Origin of the sequence: Chryseobacterium sp. 7 (assembly GCF_003663845.1) — a bacterium.
Classification (GTDB): domain Bacteria; phylum Bacteroidota; class Bacteroidia; order Flavobacteriales; family Weeksellaceae; genus Chryseobacterium.
The window spans coordinates 166990-189798 of record NZ_RCCA01000002.1; the positions used below are offsets into that span (position 1 = coordinate 166990).

Sequence of the window (22809 nt, forward strand, 5' to 3'; positions counted from 1 at the left end):
TTATGATACATTTAGAATTTTTTAAACAGGAAGATCTCTCCGGAGTTAGCTATGCTTTGGATGAAAATCAGATGAGGTTTACAGCAACAGCTCAACAGGCTTTAAAAAGTATCAGTGAGCGGGATGATGATAATGCATTTCCAGTGACGATATTTGAAAATGATATGCCTGTCGGATTTTTTGTACTCGATTTTGGAAAAGATAAATTGGAACTTACCGATAATGAGAACTCAGTTTTAGTACGTTCTCTATCTGTGAACCCTCAGATGCAGGGCAAGGGAATTGGAAAGGCGGCGATGCTGGAAGTTGAACATTTTGTCAGAGAACGCTTCAATCCCTGCGATGAAATTGTATTGGCTGTCAACCAAAAAAATGAATCTGCTTATCATATTTATCTTCAGGCAGGATATATTTATGATGGCAAAACCAGAATCGGAAGAAGCGGACCTCAGTATCTGATGTACAAAAAACTTTAATAAACTTTAAGAGTTATTATTTTTTATCTGCTGATATCTTTCCATAAATTTGATTAGAAACAAATTCAAAAGATGGAAATATCACTTAAAAATCAGGTAGCTATAGTTACAGGAGCTTCCAGCGGAATCGGATCCGGAATTGCAAAATCATTAGCGTCAGCAGGAGCAACAGTCATTGTCAATTATCCTTCAGAAAGATCTGTAGAAGATGCTAAAGCTGTTTTAAAAGAAATTACTGATGCAGGAGGAATCGGAATGACCTATCAGTGTGATGTCTCCAGAGAAGATCAGGTCATCAAGATGTTTCAGGATGTAGTGGCTGAATATCAGACCGTAGATATCCTGATTAATAATGCCGGAATTCAAAAAGATTCAAAATTCACCGAAATGACTATGGATCAGTGGAATGCTGTCATAGGAGTGAATCTTACAGGGCAGTTTCTATGTGCCAGAGAAGCCATTAAAGAATTTTTACGACGCGGAATAGATCTCTCACGTTCTGTCGCCTGCGGAAAAATCATTCATATCAGTTCAGTACACGAAATTATTCCATGGGCTGGACATGCTAATTATGCTTCCAGCAAAGGTGCAATAAGAATGCTGATGCAAACCCTTGCTCAGGAATATGGTGCAGACAAAATCCGTGTAAATTCTATTTGTCCGGGAGCTATTCAGACTCCTATCAATCAGAATGCATGGAGTACTCCGGAAGCACTCAATTCTCTTCTTACTCTTATTCCTTATAACAGAATAGGGCAGCCTCAGGATATCGGAAACTTAGCTACATTCCTTGCAAGTGATCTTGCAGACTATATTACAGGAGCCAGTATCTTTATTGATGGCGGAATGACTACGTTTGAGAGTTTTTCTACGGGAGGGTAGGAGAGTTTAAGGTTTAAAGTTCAAGGTTCAAGGTTTAGAGATTGTTCTCATAGCTTTAAACGATACTCAATATTACTCATTATTTATTGCTCATTACTTATAATTATCGTTTATGTCGGAAAAACAGAGAATTTCAGATGTTTCATGGAAAAAATGGGGTCCTTATGTCAGTAACCGGGAATGGGGACTTGTTCGTGAAGATTACAGTGAAAACGGAGATGCCTGGAACTATACCAATCATGATACCGCAGAAGCCAAAACTTACCGTTGGGGTGAGGAGGGAATATGCGGAATTTGTGATGATCTTCAAAAGCTGGTATTCTCTGTAGGATTCTGGAATAAGAAAGATAAGATGGTGAAGGAGCGGTTCTTTGGTTTGACCAATGGACAAGGGAATCATGGCGAAGATGTAAAGGAGTATTTCTATTATCTGGATTCTACCCCTACGCATTCTTATATGAAAATGCTGTATAAGTATCCACAGAATGCTTTTCCATACGAAGATCTTGTAAAAACGAATGCTGCCAGAGGTAAAGATGAAGCAGAGTATGAGCTGATTGATACCGGTATTTTTGATCAGAATGAATATTTTGACATCTTTATCGAATACGCAAAAGAAAGCCAGAATGATATTTTGGTCAGGCTAACGATTATCAACAAATCTGAAAAAGAAGCTCCCCTTTTAATATTGCCCACTCTTTGGTTCAGAAATACCTGGAACTGGGGATATGATGATTATAAGCCACAGCTGCATGCTGAAGATGCTAATCATATCCATGTAAGTCATCAGGACATTGAGATTAAAAATGTGTATGGAAAACAATCTTTAAAGACGCTGTTTTGCAACAACGAAACCAATAATGAAAGACTTTACCAATCATCTAATGAGTCAAAATACTGTAAAGACGGTATCAATAATTTTGTGATGACGGGAAATTCTCAGTCTGTGAATCCACAAAATACAGGAACCAAAGCTTCTTTCTTTATTGATGAAGATTTTCAGGCTGGAGAATCGAAAACATTTGAATTCAGACTTTCAGATCAAGATCTGAGAGAGCCCTTTAAAGATTTTGACACTCTTTTTGAACAAAGACAGAAAGATGCAGATGAGTTTTATGCAGAAATTCAGAAAGGAATTTCTTCTGATGATGAAAAACTGGTTCAAAGACAAGCTTTTGCAGGAATGCTCTGGAATAAAATGTTCTACCATTACAATGTAGAAAAATGGCTGAAAGGAGATCCATCCGAAATGCAGCCGCCAAAATCCCGCGAAAAAATAAGAAACTACGGGTGGAAGCATCTTAATAATGAACACATTATTTCCATGCCGGATAAATGGGAATATCCATGGTATGCAACCTGGGATCTGGCATTTCATACCATAAGCTTCTCTCTGATAGATCCGGATTTTGCAAAACATCAGCTGAAACTTTTCCTGTTTGAATGGTATATGCATCCTAACGGTCAGCTTCCCGCTTATGAATGGGATTTTAGCGACGTAAATCCTCCTGTGCATGCCTGGGCAGTTTTCAGAGTATTTAAAATTGATGAATATTTAAAAGATAAACCTGATATTGAATTTCTGGAAAGTGCTTTCCAGAAACTACTGATGAACTTTACCTGGTGGGTGAATAAAAAAGACCTTAACGGTAATAATATCTTTGAAGGGGGCTTTTTAGGTCTCGATAATATTGGGGTTTTTGACCGGAATTCGGTTTTACCTAATGGAGAACAGCTGGAACAGTCTGATGGTACCAGCTGGATGGCCATGTTTGCCCTGAATATGATGAGAATTGCCTTGGAATTAGCTCTTTATAACAAAGTGTATGAAGAAATGGCGATGAAATTTTTTGAACATTTCTTATCAATTGCTCATTCATTAGATAATATGGGCGACGAAAATTTCAGTCTTTGGGATGAGCAGGATGAATTTTTCTATGATGCGATAGCTTCCAGTGACGGAACGCACATGTACCTGAAGTTAAGAACAATTGTAGGCTTAATTCCCATGTTTGCCGTTGAGGTTATTGATGATGAAATGATTGAAAACCTTCCCAATTTCAAAAAAAGAATGAAATGGGTACTGGATAATAAGCCTGAGCTCGCTTCTTTGGTTTCAAGATGGGAAGTGAAAGGTCAGGATTCTAAGCATCTTCTGTCTCTGCTTAGGGGGCACCGATTGAAAAGGCTCTTAAGCAGAATGCTGAATCCAAATGAGTTTCTAAGTGATTATGGAGTAAGAGCCTTATCAAAAGAATATGAAAATAATCCTTATACTTTAACGCTGAATGATACGGATTACAGCGTAAAATATACCCCTGCAGAAAGTGACAGCGGACTTTTTGGCGGAAACAGCAACTGGCGTGGCCCGGTATGGTTTCCTATTAATTTTCTGATCATCGACAGTCTGCAGCGTTTTTTCTTTTATTACAGCCCTGATTTTTTGGTGGAATATCCTACGGGTAGCGGTAATTATTCAAACCTAGATCAGATTGCAGATGCTTTAAACAAAAGGCTTGCGAAGATATTTTTAAAAGATGAAAGCGGAAAAAGACCGGTTCATGGGCAGTACGAAAGATTTCAGACCGATCCGGATTTTAAAGATTATGTACTCTTCTATGAATATTTTCACGGAGATAATGGCCGTGGAGTAGGAGCTTCCCACCAAACGGGATGGACGGGTCTTATTGCCAAAATTTTACAGCCTAGATTTTCCAAAAAAGAAATTGCGAAATCTGAAACTGAAATACCGGATGATGTTGAAAAAGCAAAAGAGAAGTAAAAAAAAATATTTTACTCAAATATCTGTTGAATAATTTCTAAAGAAGTTGGAGTTTTGAAATCTGTGATATGATAATGATAGTACACCAAAAGACTGTCCAGAAAATCTTTTCTTAAGGAAGAGTGGATCTTTGTCGCATAAAAGTCTTCCGCACAAAGCGCTTCTTTCCACAGTGTAGAAATTTCTTCATTGAAAAGCTGATGACAGATCCCCGGGGAAAAAGTTCCTGTTTCCGGATCTAAGAATCTACCTTCACTCAATAATGGGGCAACACCTTGGATTTTTAAAAAAGCCAGTAAAAACAGAAGGTGAGCCTGATAATTTTTTTTGGTCAACTCATTGATAAAATGATCAATGCCGGAATAAATGGGAATATTCTTATTCTCATATTTAAGGATATGGCTCAGGAAATCTGAGATAAAGAAAATGACGGTATTGACTTTTATATCTGTATAAATGTCATTATTCTTTACCAATTCAAATTTTGAAACAGTCGCTATACCATTACCCCGGGATGGATTTATAGAGAAGTTAAGCTGGTTTAGTGGCTGCAACAGGGCTTTCTTTTTGTTCTTTTTGGAATAGATTCCTTTCAGAAAATAGCTTTGAAAACCCTCTTCTTCTGTAAAACAATGCAGTACAGCATCGTTTTCTCCATATTTGATAAATGAAAGTAAAAAACCGTTTTGTGAATTCATTAATTTAATTGACTACTCCTATTTTGGCTGTAGCTTTGTCAGATCCGTCTTCATTAGTCATCAGAACAAAATAAATTCCTGATGCTACTCTTGCCCCTTTCTGATTATTAAGATCCCATTCATAATAACCTCCTCGAGCTACTGCAGAATGCACTACATTTCCTGCAGCATCTACAATTCTTATATTGGTTTTTTCTGCAAGGCCTTTAATGGTTACTTTCCCTTTGAAGTTAGAATAAACAACAGGGTTAGGATATACTACAACTTCACCAAAATTAGACGTTACATCAGCAACATCACCCTGGTAAGTAACAATACCATTATAGGTTACAAAATATACTTTACCTGTTTTTTTGTCAATTTTTATATCTGTAACACTGTTGGTAGGCAGAGGTGAATTTTCTCTGGTAAAATGCTTTATGGTTTTCTGGCCGTCAGAAGAAAGATAATATACACCACCACCGTCAATAGATACCCATTTATAATCTCCTGCGTCTACAGCAATCTGAAGGATAGCAGATTCTCTGAAGAGTTCTTCGCCCAGTCCATTTTGTTCTATAACTATTGGCTCTACTTTAGGATCTGTACTTTTTATTTCTGATGTAGCATTAGGCATTATTCTTAAGCCTCCATCTGTTCCTATCCATGCATCTCCGGATTTATCAAATGCTACAGATAAGATTCCTCCCGAACCTGTGAATCCATTAGACGTACCCAGGATATAATCTGAGTCATCGGAAAGGTTGAGTGCGTTTTTATAATCATATACCCAGAAGTTATTAGATCTTGGCAGCGGAGTCCACAGCATATTTTCGTAGAAAATAGACTTCTGTATACCATCACTGGCAAGAATGAGTTTCTTAATGACAAAATCATCAGCAGCTTTATCATAGATGCCTATGGAAGGATTTCCATCATTAAATCCAAAAGATACAAAAATGTTATTTTGAGGATCTGTAGTAAGTCCAACAGGGCGTCTGTAAAAAGGTTTTGCACCAAGATTATAATATTTTACCAGGTCAAAATCTTTGTTTGCCGCATTATATTTCATTTTGTAAACACCATTTTCAAACGTGGTATAATTAGTAAAGAGTACTTCATTACTGCTGTACGGGCTTAAAATAGCATCCAGCACATTAACGTTACTTATTTTCTTGTTAACAAAAAACGATGGGTATATCCATTCTGTACCATTGAAATAATAAAAACCAGGTTTTTTTGGATTATTAGCTGGGAAATTATAGTTATCTAATCGTGCACCGGTAGACACAAGCATCTGATTATTATCAAATAGATTAATATTATATGCATAATTGAAATAAGGTCCCGAAGGTTTATAGGTAATATTACCTTCGTCTTTTATTCCTGATAATACAGTTCCTCCCAGAATTTTTCCTCCAGCTGTTAAAGCAGTATTACATTCTTCGCCTAAACTTACTGCATTTTGAGATACTCCATTTGTTCCGTATGTGTACACTCTGTTGTCTGTGACAATCACGTTATTCGTTGTAATAACAACATCACGGATGTTTTCAAAAGTGGTTGGTAATTGGATAGGAGCTCCGTTGTTGTACACATAGGCAGCGGTAGCAGTTGAAAAGGCTAGCTCAGATTCCGAATCTATATGTTTGAATGCTCCTGGAGCTTCTGTAGTCCATGTAGTGTATACAGGGAAAGTTGTATTCATCTGATGGCTCTTTAATCCTGTATCTGTAACAGAATATACTTTGTTCCCGAATATCGTGGCTTCATTACTTGCCTGATACACACCACCAGTAATGAAAAATGCAGAATCTCCGAATTCTTTATTAGTAAGATTGAATATGGAAAGCCCATAACCAACAGAAATTACTGCCTGATCTCCGGTTATGGAAATATGGTTGATCTTTTTGTCTCCATTATAGCCGGTAGCAATAGGGATATCAACAATATATTTGATTTCCTTTGGAGTAACAACATCCATAGATCCGTCCTGATAACCAATAAGCCCGATTTTAGTCTGCGGATTATAATCGAAAGCTGTAATTCCGATATTGTGCAGACCATTGGCCTTGGACAACTTCGTAATTTCTCCTGTTGCTATTGTATAGTAGAATATTCCGTTTTCTGTGGCTGCAATAATCTTCCCATTATCTTCTTTCATGGCGAAGACATTATTGTAGGAAAACAGATCTGCCCATTTTTTTGATGAAATGACCTGTGCTTTTGTAAACTGCAGAGATGCTAAAATACCAAGAGAAATTAGAGAGAGTTTTTTCATATTATGCGGTTATGCTGCTGTCTATTGCCTGATTGTTCCAGGAAATATGCTTTACGTTTTTGTTTATATCAAAATAAAAATCTATTCTGCCCAAAAGAAGGCCTGCCCATCCAACCTGATTTACAAGTACATTTTTGCCCTGTCTGTTGGTATAAGATTGAGGTTCTGGTAAGAATGTATGAGTATGGCCACCTAAGATAATATCAATATTTTCTGTATTGGCTGCTAAAATTTTATCACTTATTTTATCCGGTTCGTCTTTATAGTCGTAGCCGATGTGTGAAAGACAAATCACAAGATCACATTTCTGATCTTTTTTCAGGAAATTTGAATAATGCTGTGCTACGTCAATCGGGTTAGAGTAAACGGTTTCTCCATATTGCTTTTTACCTACAAGACCATCCAGCTGAATTCCCACTCCGAAAATTCCTACTTTGATTCCATTCTTGTTGAAAATCTGATAGGGTGAAGTTTTCCCGTCAAGAACTGTATTTTTAAAATCATAATTGGAACAGATAAAAGGAAATTTTGCATTAGGAAGAACTTTTAAAAATCCGTCCAGCCCATTATCGAAATCATGATTTCCCATGGTAGAGGCATCATATTTCATCATGGACATTAATTTGAATTCCAGTTCTCCGCCAAAGAAATTAAAATAAGGGGTTCCCTGGAAAATATCTCCTGAATCAAGAAGCAGTACATTGCTTTCCTGATTTCTGATTTGCTGAATTAAGCTGGCTCTTCTTGCAAAACCTCCCTGGTTAGGATTTTTTGTATAGCTCGCATCGAAAGGCTCTATTCTGCTGTGCTGATCATTGGTATGAAGAATAGTCAGTTTATTTGCAGATTTTAAGTGGAGAATATTTAATTCTTCCGCCATCATCATATTGGGAGCTAAAGCCATTGCTAAAGATCCGCCGCCTATTGCTTTTAAAAAACTTTTTCTATCCATTATTTCTTCCCGATAAAATTTAAACGAACATCAGAATTTGGTACTACTTCAGGTGTTTTCTTAAAATAATCAATAAATAAATCTCTCATTTTAATCCCTGTTGGAATAGATTCTCCTTTTGCAAAGAATTTCATATTGTCTCCGCCCAGTGCAAGATAGTCTGAGGTGGCAATATAATAGTCTTTGGCCGGATCTACTTCATTCCCGTTGATTAAAGATTTAATGATCTGTCCGTTCTTTGTTTCAATATATAAATGAGAAGCAGGATTGTTGACCTGCGTTTTTGCATAATACTCAAAAAGCCCCTGTAGATCTGCTCCTTTCATTTTAACAATCACAACTTCATTTTCAAAAGGCATTACTTCAAATACATTTTTGAGTAAAATATCTCCTTTTCCTATTGTGGTACGGATTCCTCCGATATTGATCAGTGCAGCATCTACGTTTTGCTTAAGGTGAGTTTTGATCCATTCATTGCCTCCTTCAAACGTATAGTCGGCTAAAAGATTTCCCAGATTGCTGTTATCGCCCTGCTTCGTAAGATCTACATTGGTATGCGAGATCTTCTGGTTCATTTCTTTATCCAGTTTCTGCTTATAAGGCTCAATAAATTTTACAAACTCCTCTTCATTTTTTAGCTCATTATTAATAGAAATATTTTTCTGAGTCTTTACAGTCATGAGCTGTGGCGCAGAAGCCGTTTTGCATGCTGTAAGGGACGCCAGGGCAATTCCTAGTAACAAGAATTTATTTTTCATAATATCTTTTAGTATATGCAAATATAACTATATGTATAATAAAACATTATTATTTATTACAAATTCTTGGTGTAAATGATTAAATTTGGCAAAAATAATTCTAACAGATGAGCATTTTAAAAGGAGTAGGTGTTGCATTGGTAACACCCTTTAATGAAGATTTATCCGTTGATTTCGACAGTTTAACGAAACTTGTTGAATACAATATCGAAAACGGAACCAATTATTTAGTAGTATTGGGAACTACGGCAGAGGCCGCAACGCTTTCTGCAGAGGAGAAGAAACAGGTAATTGAGCATATCATTAAGGTGAATAATAAACGTCTTCCTTTAGTATTGGGAATTGGCGGTAACGATACTCTGGACGTCAAGAAGCAAATAGAAGAAGCAGATCTTTCAGCATTTGAAGCAGTACTTTCAGTATCTCCATATTACAATAAACCGAACCAGGAAGGTCTTTACCAGCATTATAAAGCGTTAGCTTCCACAGGGAAGAATATTATTATTTATAATGTGCCTTCAAGAACAGGGCAGAATGTAGAAGCAGATACAACACTTCGTCTTGCAAAGGAATTTCCTAATTTATTCCTGATTAAAGAAGCTTCACCTAATATTTTACAATATTTTGATATTCTGAGAAAGAAACCTGAAGGCTTTTCATTAGTGTCAGGAGATGATGAGTATACATTACCGGTAACTCTTGCAGGAGGAGACGGAGTAATTTCCGTAATCGGGCAGGCTTATCCAAAAGAATTCTCTACGATGGTACAGCTGGCTTTTGAAGGGAAAGTAAAAGAAGCTTATGAAATCCACAATAAGCTGGTAGATATTACCCGTCTTATTTTTGCTGAAGGAAACCCTTGCGGTATTAAAGTAATCCTAGCTGAAAAAGGAATCATTAAAAATTTCCTGAGACTACCTTTAGTGCAAGCTTCGGAAGGGCTTCATGCTAAAATAAAAGCTGAAATGGCTAACATTTAAGAATGATTAAATACGTTTCTGAAAATAAATTCTAAATTTTTCAGTAACATTTTAATCTTATAATAAACTTATTAGGGTGAAAAGTTAAAAGCTTTTCACCTTTTTATTTTCCATAATTGTCAAGTGGAAAAACATCTGCAAGGATAAAAAAATAAAACATTCAGGAAGAATTTTTTGTAAACTTTGCATTTAAAATGAGAATAAAAAAATCAGAATAATGAAATTAATAGAAGCGAAAGAAAAGGATATTTCTTTGATCCAGGATTTGGCAAGAAGATCATGGGAGAGTGCGTATGTGGGAATTATTTCCGATGAACAAATCAATTATATGCTGGGAGAAATGTATTCTAAAGATGAAATTTCAAAGCATCTGGAGAATCCGAATTATCATTATTATTTAATTTTCGACGACAATAATGATTCTTTTGAAGGCTTTATCGGCTACGAGCACGGCTACGAAGAAGGAACTACAAAACTGCACAGAATTTATCTTGTTCCGGAAAGTAAAGGAAAAGGCTTCGGAAAGGGTGCACTTGACTTTCTGAAGGAAAAACTTGCTGAAAGCAATGACAGAAGAATTATTTTAAATGTAAATAAAGAGAATAATGCAAAAAAATTCTATGAATCTCAGGGTTTCAAAGTATATAATGAACTGGTTTTAGATATTGGAGATGGTTTCGTAATGGATGATTATCAAATGGAGTATATAATTCACTTTGATTTGACTTAAAATTCTGTAACATTTAATTATAATTCTATAACAAGTGATGTGTTTTTTTGATTCATCTTTGCTTCAGAACCAAATCACTTATAACAATACATTCATATGCTTGGTTTTGAGCTGAACAGCTTTTTATCAGTATATTTTTTTCATCCTTAGTGTTTAAATTCCTGTATTCAATGATACAGGAGTTTTTGCGTATATATGGTAAAAATAAAAAAAGTACAGCTATTTCACTTTTAAATGAAATAAATTATTATATTTACTAAATAATTAGCTTATATAATACTAGGATGAAAATGTATGTTAAATTTGATTTCAATGCCCTTTGCAAAAAGGTATTGGACGAAAAGCTTAAAGAGCACGGACTGAAGTACAGGCTGCTGAACTTTGGTGAAGTGGAGTTCTATGAGCCCCTCACTCAGGAACAGCACAATCTTTTTAAGAAGAATCTGGAAGATTATGGTATCGAAATCATAGAAAGCCAGAAAACGGCATTGGTACAGAAAATAAAAGATGCTATTGTAGAACTGGTCTTTTCTGATGAGATTATTCCGGTAAAAGCATCTATTTACATTTCTGAAAAACTGAATCACAGCTACGGATACCTTTCTAATTTATTTTCGGAAGTTGCTTATACCTCTATTGAGAATTTTATTATTCTGCAAAAAATAGAGCATGCAAAAGCTTTGATCATAAGAAATAAGCAAAGTCTTACGGAGATTGCCCATAAGCTGAACTATTCCAGTGTGGCACATTTAAGTACCCAGTTTAAAAATACAACAGGAATCACTCCATCCATGTTTCAAAAAATTATCGGCAAACGAAGAAGAGCCCAAAGCACGGCCGTAAACCCTAAAATGCAGTATGAATAAAGAATTTCTGAACGTAATAGTAGCAGATCAAGATGAAAACACTTTAATTTTTTTTAAAAATATTCTCAAAGAGCTTAAAATCTCTATAAAAGTTCAATGCTTCAGCAACGGGAAAGATTTGATGGAATATCTTAATAATGAAGATGCAGTAGTTCCGGAAATTGTTTTCATCAATTATATGATTCCCGGGAAAGAAAGCATGAAATGCCTGGAAGAGATTGAATCCAATTCAAAATTCAATAATATGGTATCCGCCATTTTTTCTGAACCAATCCCAGAAAATGAAATAGAAGATATTTTTGTAAAAGGCGCTAATATTTTCATGAAAAAACCGGAGTGTTTTGAGAAGCTTAAAAAGGTGCTCTCGGAAGTTATTACCATCAATTGGCAGTATCATACATCAGGATTAAACAAAGATCATTTCATTCTTAAAGTTTGATTAATAAAGGATTATTAATTTAATATTAATAAATCATAAATCGTATTTGTTGCATACTATTCACAAATAAGTGAAAATTTTATAACTAATAATTAAAATAATATAAAAAGGATCCGGATTAATATACAGACATTTGTAAAAGTAAACTCAGACACAAATTTCATTATATAGTAGAAGATACGGATGAATGAAAAGTAATTGTTTCTAAAGAACAAAAAATTATATAAATCACGATGTTAGTTAAACAAAATGGATTATAATAATTTTCCAATTTTAAAGCACAGAAGATCTTTAAACAAAACGGTACAATCATGAAAACTCAAAAGTAGTTGGAGATATTTTTATTCGTTTCATTCCCTCATCTCCACCGAAACACAGTTAGTTTTTATAATAAGCAAGTTGGAAAAAATAATTCATTTTGTTTTTTTATAATTTATTTTAATAGTTGTGGTTTCAACTAAATTATATATTGTATATAAATATTTTTCACACCACATCACAAAATATTAAGCCACAGCTATTAAAATAAATTTTTTTGGACAGACCAAAAGTAATTTCTTCTAAATAACAGTTTTATAAGGGGGCCGCAGGAAATCTTTTTCTGCGGTTTTTTTATGATATTTTACTCCACTTGTTTTTTCCTTTGTAATACCGGATATAATAGTTTTTAATAATCAGATTGTCAGGTCTGGAAAGCATAGGATCTGTTTCCAGAATTCGTTCTACCGTATTTTTTGTAGTCTTGATGATGGCCGAATCATTAATCAGATCCAGTCTTTTGAAATCTACTACACCGCTTTGCTGGGTTCCTAGAATATCTCCAGGTCCACGAAGCTGCATATCCACTTCAGAAATTTTAAAACCATCATTAGTCTCTGTCATTGTTTTGATACGCGTTCTGCTTTCTTTGGATAATTTGTCCGAAGTCATCAGAATACAATAACTCTGTTCAGCGCCTCTTCCCACACGTCCTCTCAGCTGATGAAGCTGTGAAAGCCCGAATCTTTCTGAACTTTCAATTACCATTACAGAAGCATTGGGAACATTTACTCCCACTTCAATTACTGTAGTGGCCACCATAATTTCAGCTTTTCCGGAAGCAAAATAAGCCATTGCAGCATCTTTTTCGTCCGGTTTCATTTTCCCATGAAGCATGGTGACGTTATATTCTGAGAAAAATTCCATAACGTGTTCTAAACCTTCCATCAGATTTTTATAATCCAACGTTTCAGATTCTTCAATGAGAGGATATACGAAATAAATCTGTCTGCCTTTTTTAATTTCATCTTTACAGAAATTATAGACATACAGCCGATCTTTTTCACGTCTGTGAGCTGTAATGATGGGTTTTCTTCCTATAGGCATTTCATCAATTACAGAAACATCCAGATCAGAATAAAAACTCATTGCCAATGTTCTTGGAATAGGCGTAGCTGTCATTACCAGAATATGTGGCGGAATTTTATTTTTAGCCCAAAGTTTAGCTCTTTGAGCTACCCCGAATCTATGCTGTTCATCAATGATCGCCAACCCAAGGTTTTTAAATTTAACCTTATCTTCTAAAACAGCGTGGGTTCCAACCAAAATAGAAAGTGAGCCATTTTCAAGCTCCTCATGGATAATTCTCCTTTCTGCTGCTTTGGTAGAACCTGTAAGAAGGCGGATATTAACTCCTGTTTTTTCCAACAGTTCTTTGATTCCGTTATAATGCTGCTGGGCAAGAATTTCCGTAGGTGCCATCAGACAGCTTTGAAAACCATTGTCCATGGCGATAAGCATTGTAAGAAGGGCTACCATTGTTTTTCCTGAACCCACATCACCCTGCAGAAGCCTGTTCATCTGAATAGGCCTCTTCATATCCATTCGAATTTCTTTTAAAACCCTTTTCTGTGCATTAGTAAGCTCAAAAGGAAGATGATTTTCATAAAAGTCATTGAAGTGATCACCAATAATAGGGAAGGGATTACCATGGGACTGCGTTTTATGATGAAGTTTCTTTAAGCCATATCCTAATTGAAAAAAGAAGGATTCTTCAAATTTTAGCCTGTAATCTGCCTTGTCGAAATGCGTCTGATCTTTTGGGAAGTGAACATTCAGAAAAGCATGCTGTCTGGACATGAACTTAAAGGTTTTCATCAGATACTCCGGGAAATTTTCTTCAATAAGATTCGGAATTTCTTTGCAGATATTTCTCAATGCATTTTGGAAAAATCTTTGATTTAAACCTCTTTTGGTCAGTTTCTCAGAACTCGGATAAATGGGTTTAAGACGGGTATCTCCCTCTTTGTTTTCTTCCGCTTCAATTTCCGGATGCGGCATAGAAAACTGACGGTTGAAAACATTGATCTTCCCAAAAATATAAACTTCCTTATTGATCGGAAGCTGCTCCTTAAGCCATTTGGAATACTGAAACCAAACCAGATCCATGCTGCCTGTTTCATCATTAAACTTTGCAGATAATCTTTTGGTTTCCCCAGTCTGTATTTCCTGTACCTGAGTGATTCTTCCCTTCAATTGAATTTCCTGACTGGTTTCGTCTTTCAGTTGGGAAACAGTATAAATTTTACTTTTGTCCAGATAGCGGATAGGGTAGAAGTTCAACATATCTTCCACGGTAGATAAGCCCAACACGTTTTTGATGAGTTTGGCTCTTTCCGGACCTATTCCTTTTACATATTCTATGGAGGTATCGAGATTCATTGTCAGGTTTCAGAATGCTGTTTTGCGAATTTTTTGATCCTTATTTCGGACAAAAGAAATAAAGGTTCGAATTTCGGTAAAATAAAAAAGACTTCCAAGAAAATTGGAAGTCTCTATAGATAATTTTTAGAATTGAACCGTAAAGTCAAGCTTCAAAGTTCTCATTTAATCTTTGATTTTGGATTTGAATTTTTTCTGGTAATCTTCCCACTGTTCTCTCGTTTTGATCTTTTTGAACAAATCTTTTGAGATCAGTTCAAGATAAGGCTCCAGTTCTTTTGCTGAAAGCTCTCCCTGAAGAATGGTGATAGGATCTCCATGTCCGTCCAGAAATACTGTACTTGGGACGGCTCCCACGTTCATATATTGAGTAAACTCATGGAGAGTGTTCTTTCCTTTTTTATGTTCAGTATCAGGGTTGGAAAATGTTCTTCCAAAGATCTCGATGCTCTTTTTTTCTTCTGCATTGAACTTTACAGGATAGTAATTCTCATTTAAAATCTGAGCAATCACAGGATGCCCGTAAGTTTTTTTATCCATGATTTTGCATGGGCCACACCAGTCTGCATAGAAATCAATCAGTATCTTTTTTGGACTTTCCTTTTGGGCTTTCAAAGCTTCCTCAATGGTCATCCACTTTACCTGGGCAAAACTAAAATTCAATAAAAGTAAGAGTACTATGCTTAAAATTTTCTTCATATTGTGATATTTAGGTAAAAATAAGCATAATTACTTATTTTTTATTTTACATCCTGCATTAATTTTTTCACGTACGGAGATATCAAAATTAATACCACTCCGGCAATTACCGCATATAATCCCAATTGTTTATATCCATCAGTATAAGTGATCAATTCATCATAGTTGGTAGATCCTTTTTTTGCGGTAGCAAGACTGGCTCCGATAATCCCTGCAACATACTGTCCATAGGCTGAAGCGAGAAACCACATTCCCATCATCATTCCCTGAAGATTCTTTGTAGAAAGCTTGGTCATGATGGATAATCCGATAGGAGAGAGGCACAATTCCCCAAGGGTAATGATTAATAATGCCAGTGTGAAGAAATTCAGTGAAGTGATTCCTTGAAGATCTGCAAACAGACGGGTCGCAAATAAGACATAATACCCTAATCCTAAGAAAATAAATCCTAATCCGAATTTGATAATCGTGTTGGGTTCAATTTTTCTCTTGTTTAGCCAGATCCAAAGAAGTCCAATCAATGGAGCAAGGAAAATAATGAAGAAAGCTCCTCCTGAGTTATTCACCCCATTTGGGTCTAATCCTAAAAGGTCTTTGTTTAGATTTTTAGCCGCGAAAATACTTAAAGAGCCTCCACTTTGTTCATAAATTCCCCAGAATATGATGGAGAATATAATGAAAACTAAAGCTGCCCAAAGTTTTTTACGTTCAGATGCTGTTACTTTAGACATTTCATAGAATAAATAGATTAAAGTTAATGGCCCGATGGTCCACATGAAATAATCTGTATATTCTGTCTTAGCAACCATGGTCATGATGATGGGTACAAAAACCAATGATAAAATGTATACTCCATATTCCTTCCATTTTGGTATTGAAGCGGTTTTTTCTTCTGCTAAAGGATGTCCGGGCTGCAGACCGATAGTACCCAATGTTCTTTGCGTAAATACAAAGTTAATTAAGCTTACTACCATTACTATTGAAGCAAGTCCGAAAGCAATATGCCATCTCATCTCTTCTGCAATGACATTACCCAGGAATTCTCCTTTACCAATGGCAATACACAAGTAACCTCCTAATAATGCTCCAAGGTTAATTCCAGCATAGAAAAGTGAAAAACCAGCATCTGCCCTTGAATCATTAGGTTTATAAAGCTGTCCTACCATAGAAGAAATATTAGGTTTGAAGAAGCCTGTCCCTACTACGGTGAATGCTATTCCTAAGAAAAAGAATTTATGAGGATCTGTAGCAAGAATTAAGCTTCCTACAATCATCAGGAGGCCTCCCCAGAACAAGGATTTTCGGAATCCTAAAATTTTATCGGCAAAAAGGCCCCCTACAAAAGTAAAGGCGTATACGAATGCTTGTGTTGCTCCATATTGAAGGTTGGCTTCTTTTTCATGGAAATTAAGCTGAGAGATCATAAAGAAAACCAGCATTCCACGCATTCCGTAGAAACAGAAACGTTCCCACATTTCAGAGAAAAAAAGGCTCCAGATTTGTCTGGGATATTTTCCTTTGAAATTTTGTATTTCATCTAAAGTTAAGCTCATAATGATATATGATTAAGTTCTAATTAAGGGTTTTATCGTTCTGATCCAGTTCAAAACGAATTCTGTCCTGATCAATAATTTATTTTAATTCTTCTTCTTCTTCTTTTGGGAGGTACAGCAGGTATTTGCTGGCGAATAAATTGTTTTTATCATTTAAAATGGAGCATTTTAGAAAATTTTCATTCTTCTGCTTTCAGCATGGTCAAGCCTAATCAATAATCTGTAATGGGACCAGCTCAATTGTTGAGACAATGTGTCAACAATTGGAAATGCAGTGTAAAACTTACGCATATTGGATAAGTTGGTATAATCAAACCCCTTCCCAAATTCTGAGGTAAGCTTCTGAGAAAGCTTTTTCAGCGTATATTTTCCATATTCAGCACGTTCTTTTCCCTGTTGCTCATCTTCAACAATAAGTTTTCCAATCTGCCAGTAAGTGAGCAGTAGAGTAGAATTCGCTATTCGAAAAACTTTTTCGCGCGATTGTCTAATGATTTCCTTTACGGATTGGAATAAAGAATCTTCGGAGATTTCCATCATACGAAAATAAAAAAAACCTCTGACTTGGCAGAGGTTTTATTATATTTTGTTGATACAATTAGTTTACACCGTGCATCATTTTCTTTAAGATAGGCGAAATTAAGCCTAAAATAACAGAAGCAATACCACAAAGTACAACGAATACCATGAAGAATTCAAATAGATTGTGGATTTCAAATCCTACAAAAGTAGGGTTGTGCAATGGAAGCTGAGCTTTATCGAAAGCGGCTACCTGATCAGCTGTCAGGGTTACTTTTTTATCCAAAACATCTTGTAAATTAACTCCCAGTTCTTCAGCTTTCTTAAATTTATCACCCGTTGCAGGGATAAGAGCTCCCAATGAACCTGCTAGTGCATATCCGGCAGCGTTAGAAATGAAGAAAACACCATATAGCAATGAAGCAAATCTTTTTGGAGCAAGCTTACCTACCAGTGACAAACCGATTGGAGAAAGACAAAGCTCACCACAGGTTTGAATGAAATAAAGTAACATTAACCATTTGATTGCTAATAATCCTGAGTTTCCAAGATCTTTTACATTGTGTGCGATGATGAAATAAGAAAGAGCAATTAATGCTAGTCCCATTGCTTGTTTAAACGGAGATACAGGCTCTTTTCCTTTAGCTCTTAATTTATCCCAGCATAAACTGAAAGGAACTGCTAAAAGAACTACGAAAATACCGTTGAAGATCTGAACCATTGAAGGAGGCATATTCCATCCGAAAATGTTTCTGTCTGTCTGGTTATCTGCAATAAATGTTAATGAAGATCCTGCCTGTTCGAATGCAGCCCAGAAGAAGATAATAAAGAATGATACGATATAGATTACCCAGATTCTTTGTCTTTCTACCTTATTTTCTGCAGAAGACATAATCAGGAAGGCAAGAGCAATACCAGCCGAATAGATGAATGGATAAATGATTCCTTTGATCAGTTGTCCCATTTCTACAGAATTGAATCCAAATTCACCTACAAGAAGATATCTGAAAATGAAGAATAAAACAATGAATATTCCTCCGGTGATCCCTAAAGCCTGACCAGAGAATTTAGCAGTCTGCGTTTCTCCTTCTTCGAAATCAGCACTAGTATTATTTTTTGGTAACCCCCAATAGGTCTTCCTTCAGGAGTTACTACATATTTATTTTTAAGGATAAAGAATGTTACAGTTCCGATTACCATTGCAATAGAAGCTGCTAAGAATCCCCATTTGAAAGCGAAAATATCTCTTACTCCTGTTGCAGCATCTTTTACGTCTCCTACGTATGGACAGATAAACTGACCTAAGAATGCCCCAATGTTGATCCCCATATAGAAAATGGTAAAAGCAGAATCCAGTTTAGATTTTTCCTGCTTAGGATAAAGGCTTCCTACCATAGAGGAAATATTCGGTTTGAAGAATCCATTACCGAAAATGATAACGAATAATGCCAGCCACATGATAAGTTTGGCACTACCAATATCAGCTGAGAAGGTAGAGGCACTGATGAATAATAAGAACTGGCCAATAGCCATTAATGAACCACCAATGATGATGGCAAATCTGTTCCCGATATATTTATCAGCAATAAATCCTCCCAAAAGAGGTGTTAAATAACATAACGCTAGAAACCCACCATAGATGATTGCCGCATCAGCTTCTTTTATCAATAAGGAATTTACCATGAAGAGCGTCAAAAGAGCCCTCATTCCATAAAAGTTGAAACGCTCCCACATTTCTGTTCCGAAAAGAACCCATAATCCTTTAGGATGCCTGGAATTCTTATTCTCTACAAATTCATCCGGTTTCGGACTCAATGCTTCAATATTATCCATTTCTATTGTTAATTTTTGTTAAGACTGACAAATATAGTTTATTTTGGGTTTTTGGCAAGGTTTTAATTTTATTTTTAAACAAAAAAGCTGCGGAACACTTCCGCAGCTTGCTAATCGTTATAATATCAAGGATTAATGTCCTTTTTCCTTCATAATTTTGTTCAGTCTTTTTAACATAGAAAGACCCAAAAGTGTAGCAAATATTAACAAAGCGAAGTTTACGAGGAAATAATTCGTCTTGTTTTCGTAGTTATACCACGTACTTGCCAGAATTCCTGAAAGCTTATTTCCAACAGAGTTAGCCAGGAAGAATCCTCCCATCATCAATGCAGTAATTCTTGCAGGAGAAAGTTTGGATACAAAAGAGAGTCCCATAGGAGACAGGCAAAGTTCACCGATGGTAATAACTCCATAGCTGGCTACCAGCCATAATGGGGAAACTTTTACAGATCCGTTATCTCCAGCCATTACCGCTAATACCATCACCAGACAGGAAAGCCCGGAAATGAATAATCCCAGCACAATTTTAGTAGGCGTTAAAGGTTCTTTGCCTTTTCTTCTCAATAATGCCCAGAAACCTACAATAACAGGCGTAAGAGCAATTACCCAGAATGGGTTGATAGACTGGAATAATTCCGTATTATATAGGTATACTTTATTTTCAGGGTTTTTCTCAAGGGAAGCACGCTGTTCAGGAGAAATATTTTTGAAATAAACATCTTTTCCCATCTCCTTTTTCGTTTCTCCATTATCATCCTTTTGAGAACGGAACTGATTGTCATAAACAGGTACTTCTTTGTCATCATAACTTTTCCCTTCCACCATATAAATTCCTTCCAGTGGTTTTTCAAGAGAAGCAGGAACACTTCTGTCTGTATAATAATTGGCCCATCTTGTTAAAGCCGTTCCGTTCTGTTTGAAAACCGCCCAGAAGAACATACTGATCAGGAATACGGAAAGTAACGCACCAATAGATGCTTTTTCATCTGGTTTAGCTTTAAAGTAAAGAGAGGCATAAAAGTAAATAACCGGTACACATGCAAAAATAAATGCATCCGTACTATCACTTCCGAAGATATTATTTGGAACAAACCAGCCTATAGCTCCTGCAATGATGGCCGGTACAAATACTTTCAGCATAATTTCTGACAGTTTTGTATCGCCTTCCTGTACAGGCTTCATCTGTGCAGCATGAATATAATGTTTTCTTCCGATTGTAAAAATGATCATCCCGATCAGCATTCCGACTCCCGCAGTGATGAAAGCCTCACCCCAACCGAATTTATTACGCATGAAAGCGGCAATGATGTTGCAGATAAACGCTCCGATATTGATTCCCATATAGAAAATATTGTATCCGGAGTCTTTGTTGGCTTTATAAGGTTCTTCAGAATAAAGATTTCCTAATAATGTTGAAATTGTAGGTTTAAAGAAACCATTTCCAATGATAATTAATGCCAGAGATGCATAAAACAATGGTAAGTCCTTAAAAACACCCATTCCTATATATCCTGCAGCCATTAAAAAACCACCAAGATAGATAGATTTAACTCGTAGTGCATTATCAAACTAACGCAATTTTAATATTGTTCATTTTTCTATTAAAGACAAAAACATTTACAAATTGAATAAAAGTTAGTGCTGTTATTTTGCTCAATATCCTTGTCTTAAAGCCATTAAATGATTTTGCATAGTTGCTTCTAATTTTAAATTGATCACAAAGTTGAGAAAACAGGGTCTCAATTCTCTTTCTCGATTTTCTGAAAATATATTTCTGTTTTTGGTAATTTTTTTGATTGATTCTCATTGGTGTATCCAGTTTTATATTTGCATAATTGAACAAGTCAGATTGTACCTGAGCGGACAAATAACCTCGATCTCCGATCAATGTACAGTCATTAATTTGATGTTTTATATCCTGCAAAAAATGAATATCATGAATGCTTGCCGTAGAAATGTCAAAACTTTGAAAAACCCCGGAAACAGAACATATTGCATGCAGTTTGTAACCGTAATAATAACTGGACTGGGAAGCGCAATAACCTCTACTTGGAAATGAAAATTCACTTTCTTTACAAATTTTGGAGCGTTTTGCTCTTGCATTTCTACAAATTTCCAAAGGCATAGAGTCAATAATAAAAACGTTTTCAATCTCATTAAACCGAACAACTATAAGCTTTCGAATCCTTTCCAAATGCAGGAATAATTTCCTCTTTCTACGGTTGTAAACACTTCTTTCGATCATTCCGTTTAATTTTGAATTTGACAGATGTCTAAATAGCTGGTATTCTGAATCTATCGATAAATATTCTGCAGAAATATTAAGAGCAACAATCTCTAAATCAGACAGTTTTGGCTTAATTGGTTTGAAATAAAAGTTCTCATCTGAGATTAACTTCTTTAATTCATTTAAAATAAAATTGTAAATTGCATCTAGGTTATTCATTATGTATCAGATTGATAGTCAATACAATATACGAATTTTTCGTATTATGAATAACCTTTTTTATAATGCACTACGGGTAGATTTAATATAACCTAACACTCTGTCTGCCAGAAATCCTCCAATGAAAGGAGTCAGATAGGTTAAGGCAATGTAGGTTCCGAAAATATCATCAGCAGTTTTGTCCGGCAGTCCAAGCCCTCCTTTCATACCGGCAGGCTCAATAACATACAGCACAAAGATTCCAAGAATCAGGTAGTACCCGAAACGCTCCCACATTTCTGTAAAAAAGAGAAAAGGCAGCCCTTTAGGATGTTTAGTCTTCATATATTCAATTTTCAAATTTTCCAAAAATAAGTTTTTAATTTTAATTGATAAAATAAATAATACAAGTGTAAATGATTAATAAAATAAATGCAAATTCCCTTTCAATTTTTTTGAAAGGGAATTTGATTATTCATAAATGATACTATATAATATTCTAATTATATAATACTCTATGGATTAAAATCCATTTTGAGATCTTAGTACTTGATTTTCTTCATGTAGCTCACCAATTTTTTGTTTTAGAAAACCAATATAGTCCTGCAAATTTTCAATTATTGAACAATTGAGATTTTGGGTGTACTGATACTGGGATGTGTCTTTGAATATAGGATTATTAGTACTGATTACTCGTTCTTCATCTTCCTTAATATCAGAAATGGGAACGCTGAGCGATTCAGCTATTTTCTTCCATTCTTCTTCATGTATCCTTACCTCACCCCGTTCTTTCCGGGAGTAATTGGAAGGATCAGTAAATAAAATTTTGGCCATCTTCTCTTGAGAGATGCCTTTGAGTTTCCGTAGGTTTCTTAGTTTTTCTTGCTTCATTATTTCTTAATGTCTATTACAAATATGCGAAACATGTACAACTTTTGCAAGAAAAATGCCGGAAAAATACCTGATATATTTATTTTATTGGATGATTTAATTTATAGTTTTGAAAAGTCAATAATGACACAGAATATTTAATTAAAACATTATGAAAAGCAATTCTTTAAAAATTAAGAAAGCAAGTCTATCTAGAAATGAGTTGAGATCTCTTAAAGGAGGAAAAATTGGAAACGGAGGAGGAATTTCTATCGGAATCGGTGAAGGTGGAGATGTAGAGTGCGGCTGTGTACAAGCTGGTTGTGCTGGAGACGGAAGTGCAAGATGTGGAGGAGGATGTTGTAACTAAAATTAAAATCTTAATCA

The 22809-nt window shown here is 35.5% G+C and carries 18 protein-coding genes and 3 pseudogenes; 8 read left to right on the top strand and 13 right to left on the bottom strand.

Features of this window, described 5'->3' with window-relative positions; genetic code table 11:
• Positions 1 to 2: 2 nt before the first annotated feature.
• From CLU97_RS21585 to CLU97_RS21595, 3 genes are all read left to right on the top strand, one after another.
• On the top strand, positions 3 to 476 hold the full coding sequence (locus CLU97_RS21585) for a GNAT family N-acetyltransferase (RefSeq protein WP_228437896.1): 474 nt from the start codon (positions 3 to 5) through the stop codon (positions 474 to 476).
• Positions 477 to 548: 72 nt separating this feature from the next.
• Positions 549 to 1358 (top strand): glucose 1-dehydrogenase, encoded by an 810-nt coding sequence (locus tag CLU97_RS21590; RefSeq protein ID WP_121489933.1) that lies wholly within the window; start codon positions 549 to 551, stop codon positions 1356 to 1358.
• A gap of 112 nt (positions 1359 to 1470) precedes the next feature.
• On the top strand, positions 1471 to 4140 hold the full coding sequence (locus tag CLU97_RS21595) for an MGH1-like glycoside hydrolase domain-containing protein (protein WP_121489934.1): 2670 nt from the start codon (positions 1471 to 1473) through the stop codon (positions 4138 to 4140).
• 11 nt (positions 4141 to 4151) lie between these two features.
• Here the strand turns inward: CLU97_RS21595 and recO are convergent, their stop codons facing one another.
• From recO to CLU97_RS21615, 4 genes are read right to left on the bottom strand one after another with little or no spacing between them, the layout of a single operon-like run.
• Positions 4152 to 4838 carry a DNA repair protein RecO gene (recO, locus tag CLU97_RS21600; protein WP_121489935.1) on the bottom strand — a complete coding sequence of 229 codons (687 nt, stop codon included), beginning with the start codon at positions 4836 to 4838 and terminating at the stop codon, positions 4152 to 4154.
• A 4-nt stretch (positions 4839 to 4842) separates the two neighbouring features.
• Positions 4843 to 7098 carry a hypothetical protein gene (locus CLU97_RS21605; RefSeq protein ID WP_121489936.1) on the bottom strand — a complete coding sequence of 752 codons (2256 nt, stop codon included), beginning with the start codon at positions 7096 to 7098 and terminating at the stop codon, positions 4843 to 4845.
• A 1-nt stretch (position 7099) separates the two neighbouring features.
• On the bottom strand, positions 7100 to 8050 hold the full coding sequence (locus CLU97_RS21610; RefSeq protein ID WP_121489937.1) for a bifunctional metallophosphatase/5'-nucleotidase: 951 nt from the start codon (positions 8048 to 8050) through the stop codon (positions 7100 to 7102).
• Positions 8050 to 8808 (bottom strand): 5'-nucleotidase C-terminal domain-containing protein, encoded by a 759-nt coding sequence (locus CLU97_RS21615; RefSeq protein WP_121489938.1) that lies wholly within the window; start codon positions 8806 to 8808, stop codon positions 8050 to 8052. Before CLU97_RS21615 ends, CLU97_RS21610 begins: the two co-directional genes overlap by 1 nt.
• Before the next feature lie 107 nt (positions 8809 to 8915).
• Here CLU97_RS21615 and dapA point away from each other — a divergent pair, with 107 nt between their 5' ends.
• From dapA to CLU97_RS21635, 4 genes are all read left to right on the top strand, one after another.
• Positions 8916 to 9788, top strand: coding sequence for a 4-hydroxy-tetrahydrodipicolinate synthase (gene dapA, locus CLU97_RS21620; RefSeq protein ID WP_121489939.1), 873 nt, complete (start codon positions 8916 to 8918; stop codon positions 9786 to 9788).
• Between the two features lie 217 nt (positions 9789 to 10005).
• Entirely contained in the window at positions 10006 to 10518 is a 513-nt protein-coding gene (locus CLU97_RS21625; protein ID WP_121489940.1) for a GNAT family N-acetyltransferase, read from the top strand.
• A 284-nt stretch (positions 10519 to 10802) separates the two neighbouring features.
• Positions 10803 to 11384 carry a helix-turn-helix domain-containing protein gene (locus CLU97_RS21630; protein WP_121489941.1) on the top strand — a complete coding sequence of 194 codons (582 nt, stop codon included), beginning with the start codon at positions 10803 to 10805 and terminating at the stop codon, positions 11382 to 11384.
• Positions 11377 to 11823, top strand: coding sequence for a response regulator (locus CLU97_RS21635; protein ID WP_121489942.1), 447 nt, complete (start codon positions 11377 to 11379; stop codon positions 11821 to 11823). Before CLU97_RS21630 ends, CLU97_RS21635 begins: the two co-directional genes overlap by 8 nt.
• Positions 11824 to 12435: 612 nt before the next feature.
• On the opposite strand, the gene recG is transcribed toward CLU97_RS21635, so the two are convergent.
• The 9 genes and pseudogenes from recG to CLU97_RS21680 all read right to left on the bottom strand — a co-directional run bounded on the left by recG (position 12436) and on the right by CLU97_RS21680 (position 22443).
• Complete coding sequence (gene recG / locus CLU97_RS21640) at positions 12436 to 14523, bottom strand: ATP-dependent DNA helicase RecG (protein ID WP_121489943.1); 2088 nt, start codon at positions 14521 to 14523, stop codon at positions 12436 to 12438.
• Between the two features lie 165 nt (positions 14524 to 14688).
• Positions 14689 to 15222 (bottom strand): thioredoxin family protein, encoded by a 534-nt coding sequence (locus tag CLU97_RS21645; protein WP_121489944.1) that lies wholly within the window; start codon positions 15220 to 15222, stop codon positions 14689 to 14691.
• A gap of 41 nt (positions 15223 to 15263) precedes the next feature.
• A complete protein-coding gene (locus tag CLU97_RS21650) occupies positions 15264 to 16775 on the bottom strand; it encodes a peptide MFS transporter (RefSeq protein WP_121489945.1) in 1512 nt (503 codons plus the stop codon).
• Between the two features lie 168 nt (positions 16776 to 16943).
• Positions 16944 to 17315 (bottom strand): DUF1016 N-terminal domain-containing protein, encoded by a 372-nt coding sequence (locus CLU97_RS21655; protein WP_228437898.1) that lies wholly within the window; start codon positions 17313 to 17315, stop codon positions 16944 to 16946.
• Between the two features lie 58 nt (positions 17316 to 17373).
• Positions 17374 to 19127 (bottom strand): annotated as a pseudogene (locus tag CLU97_RS21660) (peptide MFS transporter).
• 132 nt (positions 19128 to 19259) lie between these two features.
• Positions 19260 to 20678, bottom strand: a pseudogene (locus tag CLU97_RS21665) (peptide MFS transporter); the annotation flags it as partial.
• A 13-nt stretch (positions 20679 to 20691) separates the two neighbouring features.
• Positions 20692 to 21573 carry an IS982 family transposase gene (locus CLU97_RS21670; RefSeq protein WP_121486905.1) on the bottom strand — a complete coding sequence of 294 codons (882 nt, stop codon included), beginning with the start codon at positions 21571 to 21573 and terminating at the stop codon, positions 20692 to 20694.
• Positions 21574 to 21651: 78 nt separating this feature from the next.
• A pseudogene (locus CLU97_RS21675) lies at positions 21652 to 21897 on the bottom strand (MFS transporter); the annotation flags it as partial.
• A gap of 177 nt (positions 21898 to 22074) precedes the next feature.
• Positions 22075 to 22443: a helix-turn-helix domain-containing protein gene (locus CLU97_RS21680; RefSeq protein ID WP_121489948.1), complete on the bottom strand. Its 369-nt coding sequence runs from the start codon at positions 22441 to 22443 to the stop codon at positions 22075 to 22077.
• Between the two features lie 151 nt (positions 22444 to 22594).
• On the opposite strand from CLU97_RS21680, the gene CLU97_RS21685 reads away from it, so the two are divergent.
• Positions 22595 to 22792 carry a hypothetical protein gene (locus CLU97_RS21685; RefSeq protein ID WP_121489949.1) on the top strand — a complete coding sequence of 66 codons (198 nt, stop codon included), beginning with the start codon at positions 22595 to 22597 and terminating at the stop codon, positions 22790 to 22792.
• The last annotated feature ends 17 nt before the right edge of the window (positions 22793 to 22809 follow it).